This is a genomic window from Paraflavitalea sp. CAU 1676, assembly GCF_029223285.1.
Taxonomy (GTDB): Bacteria; Bacteroidota; Bacteroidia; order Chitinophagales; family Chitinophagaceae; genus Paraflavitalea.
This window is the reverse complement of the sequence record NZ_JARHUJ010000002.1, coordinates 108,263-119,674: the sequence shown is the minus strand read 5'-3', so window position 1 is coordinate 119,674 and position 11,412 is coordinate 108,263. Positions and strand designations below refer to the sequence as shown.

Sequence of the window (11,412 nt, the reverse complement as noted above, 5' to 3'; positions counted from 1 at the left end):
ATCGCTTTGAACCGTATCAAAAATTATGCAGTGCGTTTTTTTGCCGGCGTTTGTAACCCGGCCGTCCTACTCCCTTCATTGGCCCTGGTGGCCATAGCCGGCAGTTGCCAGGCTCAACCACTCAGTCAGAAGAAGGGCTTCTCCCGGCAGGATACCCTGCGCGGCAGTTTGCGCCCCGAAAGAACCTGGTGGGATGTGCAACGTTACGATATACACGTTACGCCCGACTATGCCACCAAAACGATCAGCGGTAAAGTCTATATGCATATCAAGAAGACCGGCAAAGCGGCGACTACCTTGATGCAACTCGACCTGCAGGAGCCAATGATCCTCGACAGTGTGGTGTATGAGACCATGAAAGGAAAATCGCCCGTTCGTTATGCCGCGCCCATTCGCCGGGAAGGCAATGCCTGGTGGGCCGAAACAAAAGCATTCAATCAGCAGCTGAATACGGAAGATCCTACACTCACCCTTTACTTCCATGGCAAACCGCGTGAGGCTGTGCGCCCACCGTGGGATGGGGGCTGGATCTGGAGCAAGGACAAACAGGGCCGTCCGTGGATGAGCGTGGCCTGCCAGGGCCTCGGCGCCAGCGTATGGTATCCCTGTAAAGATCATCAAAGCGACGAACCGGATAAAGGAGCTTCGCTGACCATGACTGTGCCAGACACCCTCGTGGCAGTAGGGAACGGTCGCCTGGTCGACAAAAGACCTGCCGGCAATGGGCTCGTGAGTTATGCGTGGAATGTTACCAACCCCATCAACAACTACAACATCATTCCATACATTGGTAAATATGTAACCTGGCACGAAGACTATGCCGGCGAAAAGGGAAAACTCGATTGCGATTATTGGGTACTCGACTACAACCTCGATAAAGCTACAGCGCAATTCAAACAGGCGCCCAAGATGCTCAAATGCTTTGAGCATTGGTTTGGCCCCTACCCTTTTTACGAGGACGGATACAAGCTGGTGGAGTCGCCCCACCTGGGTATGGAACACCAGAGTGCCGTGGCATATGGCAACGGATTTCAGAACGGTTACCGCGGGCGCGACCTTTCGGGCAGCGGCTGGGGCACCAAATGGGATTTCATCCTGGTGCATGAGAGCGGACACGAATGGTTTGCCAACAACATCACCAGCAATGATATTGCCGATATGTGGATACACGAAGGTTTTACAAACTACTCTGAAACCATTTACACTACCTGTGAGTTTGGTGTAGAGGCCGGCAACGATTACTGCATTGGTACACGCAAGGCCATCGAGAACGATATTCCCATCATTGGCCATTATGGTGTGAACCAGGAAGGCAGTGGTGACATGTATTACAAGGGCGGCAACCTGCTGCACACGATCCGTAATGTGATCGGTGACGATGAAAAGTTCCGCCAGATCTTGCGCGGTCTCAATAAAACTTATTATCACAAGACTGTCGACACGAAAGAGATTGAAAGCTATATCAGCCAACAGGGTGGTTTCGACTTCTCGAAAGTGTTTGATCAGTATTTGCGCACCATTCAGATACCGGTGCTGGAATATAAAACGAGTGGATCTATGATCAGTTACCGCTGGACCAACTGTGTACAAGGATTCAATTTACCTGTAAAGGTCAAGCTCGCCGGAGACAAAATAAGGGTGATCAAACCTACCACCGAATGGGAATCGAATCCACTCGCCGACTGGTACGACGGAAAGACATTCGAAGTAGACAGGAATTTCTACATTACAACGAAGAAAGTTCAATAATACACTGAAAGCATTTTATTGCGTAGAGGCATTCTATTTCAAATAGGATGCCTTTATAATATTCATGGCTTCCCGATCATCCGCAGCACAGACCCTGCAAAAGGTTCCGATGCCGTTGACGGGTCCCTCATATTCCCAGGAAAAGGTTTTGTTGTATTTACCGGCGGCGTCAGTAACCTGCAAAGTTAGTCCCACCGGTTTCACCAATAAAGTGTACCCGTTGGGAAACTGAACGACGAAACAGGCCTCACCGTTGAGCGTATCCCGGCGAAGGTAATGGAGGGTTAACTCCCGGTTTTCCTTGCCATAACTGTAGTTGATAACACCCCGTTTACCGTCTTTAGCCCAAAAACTCAACTCTTCATACCCTTCTTTTCCGTAGTTGCCTACAGCGTATTGGGCCACTTTTTCCTGGCCGCGGGCGCCCCAACCTGAAAAACACAGTATGACGAGCGCGCAGAGGAATTTAAGGTTACGCATGTTTTTGAAGTAATGGCCTTTATCGTATCCGCTTGGAGTAATCTTCCAGCTTATCTTTTTCAGCTTTGGTGAGGCTGCGCATGCCCGACTTGTTGATCTTGTCCAGTATGCGATCAATCTCCTGCTGGCGATTGTGCTGGTCTTCATTGTATCGCTGATCGATCGTGTAATGCTTGCGATGTTTCTTGAAGAAGAAATTATCGACCATCAACACGTGTGGCCGGGATATGATAAGATACATAAAAACTAACGCCGGTACGCTGATAATGAGAATGGTCTTGTAATTCTGGATCAGGGCGCTTGGCTGAAGGGCAATAGCCACGAGCACGCCGATCAACGCACCTCCCAGGTGCGAATCGTGGCCTATATTGCCGGTGCGCGAACGAATGCCATAGATAGAAATAAGTATATAGAGCAACCCAAACAGCCAGCCCGGCATGGGGATGAAGAATAAGCCCACCGGGATGTCTGGCACCAGCGTAATAGCTGCGAAGATGACGCCCGATACAGCACCCGAGGCCCCTACCGAACTATAATCGCCACTGTGGCGGTGTATAAAAAGCGACAGCAGATCGCCCCCCACCAGGCTCATGAAATAGACGAGTAGAAATCCCCACCATTGCAAAACCTCGCTCACGGTTCCGGCGAAGATGAACAGCGCAAACATGTTGAAGATCAGGTGCAGCCAGTTTGAATGCAGAAACCCGGACGTGAACAGCCGGTCGTTCTGCTTGTACAGCAGCACTCCCTCCAGACTGAATTTATACCGGTCGAAAAACACCTGGTCGCCAAATCCTTTCCAGGATACCAACACGTTGGCGACGATCAGCAGAAATATTATAATTCCAGTCACCATGATTCACAGGGGTATTTTTGAGCACATCCTTGCCCGCGTTCCCACCGAAATATATTGATCCTTTGGGATTTTGACAAATCTCTGTGCCGGTCGGCTGTCAACACCAGCCGAAAGTGCCGGAGCTTGCGGAAAAATTCCCGGGGAAGATGGAAAATGAAAAGTTTATTAGCGGATACGCCCGGCGCCGGCGTAGTGGGATGCATAATAAGCATCGTCCATATCATTGATAATGACCCCGCTTGAAGTGGAAGCGTGTACGAACTTATTATTCCGCAGGTAAACGCCTACATGAGACACACCGGCTTTACGTCCGCGGGTTTTGAAGAAAACCAGGTCACCCTCCTGCAATTCGTCTTTGCGCAGGCGTTTGCTGTTTTGGTATTGCTGGGCCGAGGTACGGGGAAGAGAGAGACCGTACACGGCACTGATGAAAGTTTGGGCAAAGGAGGAACAGTCGATCCCGTTCTTATCGGTACCGCCGTATCTGTAACGGGTGCCGTACCAATCTTCAATGACACTGATCATCCGGCCATCGGTCAGCTCTTCTACCGGCAGTCCCAGCAAAATGGAATACTTGAACTGCAGGGCGTCGCTGTTCTCGATGGTGCCGGCCGTATGCACAGAAGACCCCGACGAATACCGGTCGCCATTGGCATGACTATAGCCGTACCGGCGGGTACTATCGGACGATTTGATGGATATATTCTCGATAAACCGGGGTGATCCGGGCTTTTGCTTGTTATTGGCAGAGGAGGGCGCCGCAGCCGTGCTTTTACGCTGGGTGCTGCAACTGGTGGCGGCCAGGGCCACCGGCAGTATCAACCATCCTAATTTTAACATATTCTCCATGGATCACCGGTTAAACAATAAAACCGCGCAAAGATAACAAATACATTGCCAAAAATCCCACCCCGAAGCCGTATAACTTCATGCTTATCAATATTCATCAACTTACCCCCACAACTCACAATGTGGGGAAAATATTGTGCGCCGATTACCAATTGTTCAGGAACTTTGCTGTTTGCCTTTTGTTATCTCTAATCAGGAAATTGAAAACGCTGACCCGCAATGTGTAAATTCTCGCATCTACATGTCCATACCCAGTTTTCCCTGCTCGACGGAGCAGCTTCTATTCAATCACTGTACAAAAAAGCCATAAAAGATGGTCAGCCGGCCATCGCCATTACTGATCACGGTAATATGTTTGGCGCTTTCGAGTTCGTTGCGGAGGCCCACAAGAACAAAAACGAGGACGGCACCCTGAAGTGTAAACCCATCGTAGGCTGCGAATTTTATGTGGTGGAAGACCGCACCCGCAAAACCTTTTCGAAAGATGTTAAAGACGAACGCTATCACCAGGTACTGCTGGCCAAGAACAAGGTAGGTTACCAAAACCTCATCAAACTTACTTCCCTCGGCTACATCGAGGGCATGTACAGTAAGTATCCCCGCGTAGATAAAAAGCTCATCGAACAATACCACGAAGGTCTCATCGCTACCACCTGCTGCATTGGCGCCTATGTGCCCCAAACCATCCTGCACGATGGTGAAGAGGCGGCAGAAAAAGAATTCAAATGGTGGCTCGACCTTTTCGGTGAAGACTATTTCATCGAAGTACAGCGCCACGACATCAAAGAACAGATCCTGATCAATGAAGTGTTGTTGAAGTTTGCGAAGAAATTCAACGTACCGATCATTGCCACCAACGATAGTCACTATACTGATCAAGACGATTACAACGCCCATGACATCTTGCTTTGTATCAATACCGGCGAAAAGAAAAGCACGCCGGGATACGACGATATCATCAATGACGATCTCAACGTAAAGGAGCGCCGTTTTAAGTTCCCCAACGACCAGTTCTATTTCAAGACGCAGGACGAGATGAAGAAACTCTTCGCCGACATTCCTGAGTCGATCGACAATACCAACATGATCGTTGACCGGGTAGAGGTGCTTAACCTGAAGAAGGACATCCTGTTGCCAGCATTCCCCTTACCAAAGGAATTCCAGACAACCAGCGACAGCAACCTCAACCAGTGGAACTTCCTGCACCACCTCACCTACGAAGGAGCACGCCAGCGGTACCGCGACCTCACCCCCGAGATCCAGGAGCGCCTCGATTTCGAATTGTTTACTATCAAAACCATGGGTTTTGCCGGTTACTTCCTCATTGTGGGCGATTTTATCAAGGCAGGGCGCGACTTAGGCGTATTCATCGGCCCGGGCCGGGGATCGGCTGCCGGTAGTGCTGTGGCCTATTGCATCGGCATCACCAATATCGACCCCATCAAATACAACCTCCTGTTCGAGCGATTCCTGAACCCCGATCGTAAATCGATGCCTGATATCGATACGGACTTCGACGATGAAGGCCGTCAGCGGGTAATCGATTACGTGGTAGACAAATACGGCAAATCGCAGGTAGCGCAGATCATTACCTATGGCACCATGGCCGCCAAAATGAGTATCAAGGACGTGGCGCGTGCGCTTGACCTGCCGCTTGCCGAATCGAATGCACTGGCCAAGCTGGTGCCGGATAAACCCGGTATCGAACTGGGTCGCGTATTGAAAGCGCCGATCACCACCAAAGAAGGCGAAAAATCACTGGAAGAAAAAGAAGGCCTGGGTCCCGATGAGCTGGAAAGTGTACGAAGGATCCGGGAGATCTATAAAAGTGATACACTCAACGGCAGTGTATTGCATGAAGCAGAACGTTTGGAAGGCTCTGTACGGAATACAGGTATCCACGCTGCCGGTATCATCATTGCCCCGAAAGACCTGACGGAACTGATCCCTGTATCGGTAGCCAAGGACTCTTCTCTGTGGGTTACACAGTTTGAGGGTAGTATCATTGAAGATGCCGGTGTAATCAAGATGGACTTCCTGGGTCTCAAGACCCTCACCATCATCAAGAACGCCCTGGAGATGATCAAACAGAACCATGGCGTGGAGATCGAGATCGACAATGTGCCGCTCGACGATCCCAAGACTTACGAGATCTACCAAAGGGCCGATACCATCGGTACATTCCAGTTCGAAAGTCCCGGTATGCAAAAATACCTGCGCGACCTGAAGCCCGACCAGTTTGCCGACCTTATTGCGATGAACGCCTTGTACCGTCCCGGTCCGCTGGCGTACATCCCCAACTTCATCGATCGTAAGCATGGACGCGAGCCCATCACCTACGATTTACCCGAAATGGAAGAGTACCTGGCAGATACCTACGGTATCACCGTATACCAGGAACAGGTGATGTTGCTGGCGCAAAAACTGGCCGGCTTCAGTAAGGGAGACGCCGACGTACTACGTAAGGCGATGGGTAAAAAACAAAAGGCGGTGCTGGATAAGATGAAGGCCCAGTTTGTAAAAGGTGGTTCGGCCAAAGGACATCCGGAAGACAAACTGGAAAAGATATGGACCGACTGGGAAGCGTTTGCGCAATACGCGTTCAACAAATCGCACTCGACCTGCTATGCGTTCGTTGCCTATCAAACAGCTTACCTCAAGGCCCACTACCCATCCGAATACATGGCCGCCGTATTGAACAACGCAGGCGCCATTGAAAAGATCACCTTCTTCATGGAAGAAGCCAAACGAATGGGTAAGCGGGTATTGGGACCGGATATCAATGAATCGCGTAAAAGCTTTTCCGTAAACAAACTGGGCGATATCCGCGTAGGATTGGGCGGATTGAAAGGCGTGGGCGAAGCAGCTGTGGAGTCTATCATTGCCGAGCGCGAATCGGGTGGCCCCTACCCCAATATTTATGACATGATCCGCCGCGTTAACCAGCGGGCGGTGAACAAGAAAACGCTGGAATGCCTGGTCTACGCCGGCGCTTTCGATTGCTTTACGGAGTTTCACCGGGCGCAATATTTTACCATACCGCAGGGGGAAACTGCCTCGGGGCTGGAAAAGATCATTAAATATGGCAATATATACCAGGCGCAGACCAATATAGCCGCCAATACCCTTTTTGGCAACCAGGCGCAGGAGATGGACATCGCATTGCCGAAAATTCCGCCTTGTGAGCACTGGACATTAACAGAAAAGCTCGACCGCGAAAAAGAGGTGACCGGTATGTTCATGAGTGGTCACCCGCTCGACCATTTCCGTTTCGAGATACAGCACTATGGATTCACCACCATCGTCGACTTTAATGAATTCAAGGACTCTATATCGATGCAGGCCAGCCCGGGCCGCACGTTCCGCCTGGCAGGTCTGGTAACCGATGCCCAGCACCGGGTAACCAAGACTGGCCGCCAGTTTGCATCCTTCATTGTGGAAGATTATACCGGCAAAAGCGAGTTCATGCTTTGGAGTGATGACTATATGCGCTTTTCGAACTACATGGAAAAAGGTAAAAACCTATTCATAACCGGTTTTTTCAAGCCGCGCTTTAATAAGGTGGAGTTTGAGTTCAAGGTGGACAAGATCGTGCTGCTGGAGAGTATCAAACAAAACCTCACAAAACAGGTTATATTAGATATCGAAGCACGGTATATCAACGAAGAAATGGTTGGTTTCTTAGAAAAGAATGTTAAAACGCATCCCGGCAAGGCCAGTTTGAAGTTCAATATCAAGGAATCCAAGAAGCAATATAAGATCAGCCTGTACAGTTTGGAGACTGGTTTTGAGATGAATGACGAAATGTCGGCCTGGCTGCAGAGTAAACCGGAGGTAGATGTACAGGTTGTCACTGTGTAAATGTGGATAACGCCACACCGTCAGGAATACCGAATTGGTTATAAATTTGTCGGTTCTTAGTAGTAAGTTTCGGAAAGAGTCCCAGATCGGGAAACCCGCTCCAGGCTTACAACAAACAATAAAACAATTAACTTTACATTTAAATTTTGATTTATGGCATTAGAATTCACCGACGCGAACTTCCAGGAGAAGGTGATCGCTTCCGATAAATTGACTGTAGTAGACTTTTGGGCTGAATGGTGTGGACCTTGTCGCGCGATCGGGCCGGTTATCGAAGATCTGTCAAAAGAGTATACCGGAAAGGTAAACGTAGGAAAGGTGAACGTTGACCACAATCCTCAGATATCCGTTAACTACGGGATCACTTCTATCCCTGCTATCCTCTTCATCAAGGGTGGTAAAGTGGTAGACAAGCTGGTAGGTGCTCAACCGAAAGCAAACTTTGTAAAAAAGATCGAGCAGCACATCTAAGTGTAGTCGTCACCTATATAACGAAAAAGCGCCCCTGTACTTGCAGGGGCGCTTTTTTTGTTGTTCATTTGACCTATAATTTTTCGGCCTTTTAGCCGTTATAACAGCACCCAATATCCTAACCGCATGAAAAAACGGCATTTACCCCTGTTTTTTACAGCCCTGCTGGGCTCCTTTATCTATTTAGCCTGCCAGAAGACTGAAACGCCCGATATTGAAAAGCCGGGCAAAGGTCATATCGTAGAAACGGTAGACGCCCAGATCTCCGGCCGGGTTATCGACGACCAAAAGCTGCCGGTTAGCGGTGCCACCGTTAAAGTTGGTACCAGTATCTTAACTACCGATATCAACGGCGAATTCAAATTCAGCAAAGTGCAGGTTGATAAAACAGCGGCATTGGTGCTGATTGAGAAGGCCGGCTTTTTCCAGGGCATCAAAACGTTGATCGTTGAAACCGGGAAGGAGCACCAGGTAGTGATACAACTGATCAGGAAAACGACTACAGGAACTATTACAGGTTCTGCCGGTGGCACCATTACCCTGCCCGATGGCGGAGGTTCCATCGTCTTTGAACCCAACAGTATGATGAACCCGGCCAACAAAGCCGGTTATTCGGGCGCTGTTTCCGTAAGTGCTTTTTTCATCAATCCAACAGCAGAGAATTTCCAGGAGATCATGCCCGGCACCTTAAGGGGTGTCGATGCCAATAATAATGTAACGGGCCTCCAATCATACGGCATGATGGCCGTGGAACTGAGCGGCGCCAATGGAGAAAAACTGCAACTGGCTGGTGGCCGCAAAGCCACTTTGCGTTTTCCCATACCAACCTCATTACAGGGCGAAGCACCCACAACCATACCACTGTGGAGCCTCAACGATACAACCGGCCTTTGGCGGGAAGAAGGCATTGCCACCAAACAAGGCAATGAGTACGTTGGAACTGTGGGGCATTTTTCGTTCTGGAACTGCGACGTTCCCTACCAATTTGTGGAGTTCAGCGCAACCATCAGGGATCAGCAAAATGCACCGGTTGCTTATACCAAAGTGATCATCACCACCAACAATGGAACTGCCAATGTTTCCGGCAGCGGAAATACCAATGCGGAGGGCGTAGTTGGCGGTTTTATTCCTGCCAGGCAGCCCTTGAAAATAAAAATAGTAGACAAGTGCGGCCGCGAATTGCACAATCAGGATATTGGACCTTTTACTGCAAAAGCAAACCTCGGCAATATCAGCATAACGACGAGCTATACAGCCGTTACATTCTCGGGAACGGCAGCTACCTGCAATGGCACCCCCGTCATTGATGGAGTGGCCGATATCATACTGGATGAGCAGAACTATCGCGCAAAGATCACCAATGGCAACTTTTCAATAACAATCCTACGGTGTAATGCCACTGCAGCCGAAGCCCGCATCACCGTGTTCGATGTTACGAACAACAAGGGATCGGCCGTTAAAACGGTCACGGTGACCAATACTGCGGTTGCATTGGGTCAGCTGATGGCATGCGGCGATATGCCCAACGAATACATCCTGTATATCTTTAATGGGGCTTCGCATTTATTCAAAGCACCGGAAAATATACTGGCTGTCGGATTTTATCCAACTCCGTCAGAAACACCCACGCACACACGCATCACCACCAAACCAAAAGAAGGCACCTCAGGACCGTCCACTTTATTATGGATAGCTGGTGCCAGTGCAGGCGTACACAGATCAGCTGGGTGGAATTTTACAGAAGAGGCAACAAACACGCATTACTGGCTGAACGAACAAGTAGATATTACGGTGTCCAGATACGAAAAGAATGCGGGCGGGTATATAGAAGGTCAATTTGAAGGGAATGCGATCGACACGTCAAAAGGTCCCGGTCTTAAGCCGCTTACTGGTACATTCCGGATCAAATATCCTCAATAAGTACCGACCATGAATACCGGCACCCGCCTTACGCTGATCGCCTTATTGGGCGCATCCTCAATCACGCTGCAGTGCAAAAGAGATGCATCGATCGATGATCTGACGACCACCCTGATGACGGGATCATCAGCCAGCACTATCATTGGCAAGGTTACCGACGAGTATGGCATGCCTGTACAGGATGCTATCGTATCCAACGCCGGCGTCAAAGTGCTCACTGATGCCAACGGACGATTCACCTTATCAATGACCGCTGTTGAAGAAGACAGGCGGTTCATACGTGCCGATCATTCCGGATACTTTCCCGGCCTGCGCACCTGCCAGGCTAGTCGTCAGGATACACAATACGTTAGGCTCTCCCTGCTGTCTAAAAAGATCGCAGGCAGTTTCCATGCGCTGAATGGGGGACTGGTATCGATCGGCAAGAAAGGGCAAGTCGATTTCTCCCCCAATTCTATCGTTAATGCTTCCGACAACAGCTCCTATACTGGCCAGGTACAGGTGGCCATAGCGTACATAGATCCGGCAGCGAAGAACTTCCAGGAAACAATGCCCGGAGAATTGGGCGGACTTACTACCGGAAGCCGTGCAGTAGGATTGCAGTCGTTTGGCATGCTGGCGGTAGAGCTGACCGGCCACGAAGGACAACAATTACAGATCGCACCGGGCAAACAAGCCACTGTAAAGATCGGTATACCCACGCAGCTGCAAAAGCAGTCGCCTGCCACCATTCCATTATGGCATTTCGACGAAGCTGCGGGTATTTGGAAAGAAGAAGGCTTTGCCATTCGCACCGGCGCACAGTATACCGGTAAAGTTTCGCATTTCTCTTTTTGGAATGCCGACTACCCCTACCCCGCTGTACGCCTCCAGGCAAGTCTGCTCGTCAAAGGCGCCAAGTTCCCTATTCCAATAGCCAATTATAAAGTAGTCATCAAGGCCGCCAATGATCCGGTCTCTACGTATGGATACGGCTATACGGATGCATGGGGTGTAGTAGCCGGTATGGTGCCGGCTAACCGCGACCTGGAGATCTACCTGCATGATTATTGTGGCAATGCTTACCTCGTTGCAAAAGTGAAAGGCGGCGATTCAGACATCCAACTCGGAGACATATATGTGAAAAATTGGTTGGGTATGCGCGAAGACCCTAGCGGCCAGCCTGTAGACTGCATCGATTAATTGATGTTTTATACTTATATTGCCCGATCTTTTTTAACCAAAAT

General features: G+C 49.7%; 8 protein-coding genes. 5 read left to right on the top strand and 3 right to left on the bottom strand.

The window, feature by feature from the left end; genetic code table 11:
• Window positions 1–6: 6 nt before the first annotated feature.
• Window positions 7–1,749 (top strand): M1 family metallopeptidase, encoded by a 1,743-nt coding sequence (locus P2H89_RS05255; protein WP_275825497.1) that lies wholly within the window; start codon window positions 7–9, stop codon window positions 1,747–1,749.
• A 33-nt stretch (window positions 1,750–1,782) separates the two neighbouring features.
• On the opposite strand, the gene P2H89_RS05250 is transcribed toward P2H89_RS05255, so the two are convergent.
• The 3 genes from P2H89_RS05250 to P2H89_RS05240 form a co-directional block, all read right to left on the bottom strand.
• On the bottom strand, window positions 1,783–2,229 hold the full coding sequence (locus P2H89_RS05250; RefSeq protein ID WP_275825496.1) for a hypothetical protein: 447 nt from the start codon (window positions 2,227–2,229) through the stop codon (window positions 1,783–1,785).
• 19 nt (window positions 2,230–2,248) lie between these two features.
• Complete coding sequence (locus tag P2H89_RS05245) at window positions 2,249–3,085, bottom strand: rhomboid family intramembrane serine protease (RefSeq protein ID WP_275825495.1); 837 nt, start codon at window positions 3,083–3,085, stop codon at window positions 2,249–2,251.
• Window positions 3,086–3,250: 165 nt separating this feature from the next.
• Window positions 3,251–3,934, bottom strand: coding sequence for an NlpC/P60 family protein (locus tag P2H89_RS05240; protein ID WP_275825493.1), 684 nt, complete (start codon window positions 3,932–3,934; stop codon window positions 3,251–3,253).
• A 219-nt stretch (window positions 3,935–4,153) separates the two neighbouring features.
• Between P2H89_RS05240 and dnaE the strand changes: the two genes are divergently transcribed.
• From dnaE to P2H89_RS05220, 4 genes are all read left to right on the top strand, one after another.
• Window positions 4,154–7,795, top strand: a complete 3,642-nt coding sequence (gene dnaE / locus P2H89_RS05235; RefSeq protein WP_275825491.1) for a DNA polymerase III subunit alpha — start codon at window positions 4,154–4,156, stop codon at window positions 7,793–7,795.
• A 153-nt stretch (window positions 7,796–7,948) separates the two neighbouring features.
• Window positions 7,949–8,266: a thioredoxin gene (trxA, locus tag P2H89_RS05230; RefSeq protein WP_167289426.1), complete on the top strand. Its 318-nt coding sequence runs from the start codon at window positions 7,949–7,951 to the stop codon at window positions 8,264–8,266.
• A 126-nt stretch (window positions 8,267–8,392) separates the two neighbouring features.
• A complete protein-coding gene (locus tag P2H89_RS05225; protein WP_275825489.1) occupies window positions 8,393–10,186 on the top strand; it encodes a hypothetical protein in 1,794 nt (597 codons plus the stop codon).
• 9 nt (window positions 10,187–10,195) lie between these two features.
• Window positions 10,196–11,368, top strand: a complete 1,173-nt coding sequence (locus tag P2H89_RS05220) for a carboxypeptidase-like regulatory domain-containing protein (protein ID WP_275825487.1) — start codon at window positions 10,196–10,198, stop codon at window positions 11,366–11,368.
• The last annotated feature ends 44 nt before the right edge of the window (window positions 11,369–11,412 follow it).

Bases quoted from the DNA above. Each gene is read 5' to 3' on its own strand.
- P2H89_RS05250 (WP_275825496.1), bottom strand. From the start codon at position 2,229: ATGCGTAACCTTAAATTCCTCTGCGCGCTCGTCATACTGTGTTTTTCA.
- P2H89_RS05245 (WP_275825495.1), bottom strand. From the start codon at position 3,085: ATGGTGACTGGAATTATAATATTTCTGCTGATCGTCGCCAACGTGTTG.
- P2H89_RS05240 (WP_275825493.1), bottom strand. From the start codon at position 3,934: ATGGAGAATATGTTAAAATTAGGATGGTTGATACTGCCGGTGGCCCTG.
- dnaE (WP_275825491.1), top strand. From the start codon at position 4,154: ATGTGTAAATTCTCGCATCTACATGTCCATACCCAGTTTTCCCTGCTC.
- trxA (WP_167289426.1), top strand. From the start codon at position 7,949: ATGGCATTAGAATTCACCGACGCGAACTTCCAGGAGAAGGTGATCGCT.
- P2H89_RS05225 (WP_275825489.1), top strand. From the start codon at position 8,393: ATGAAAAAACGGCATTTACCCCTGTTTTTTACAGCCCTGCTGGGCTCC.
- P2H89_RS05220 (WP_275825487.1), top strand. From the start codon at position 10,196: ATGAATACCGGCACCCGCCTTACGCTGATCGCCTTATTGGGCGCATCC.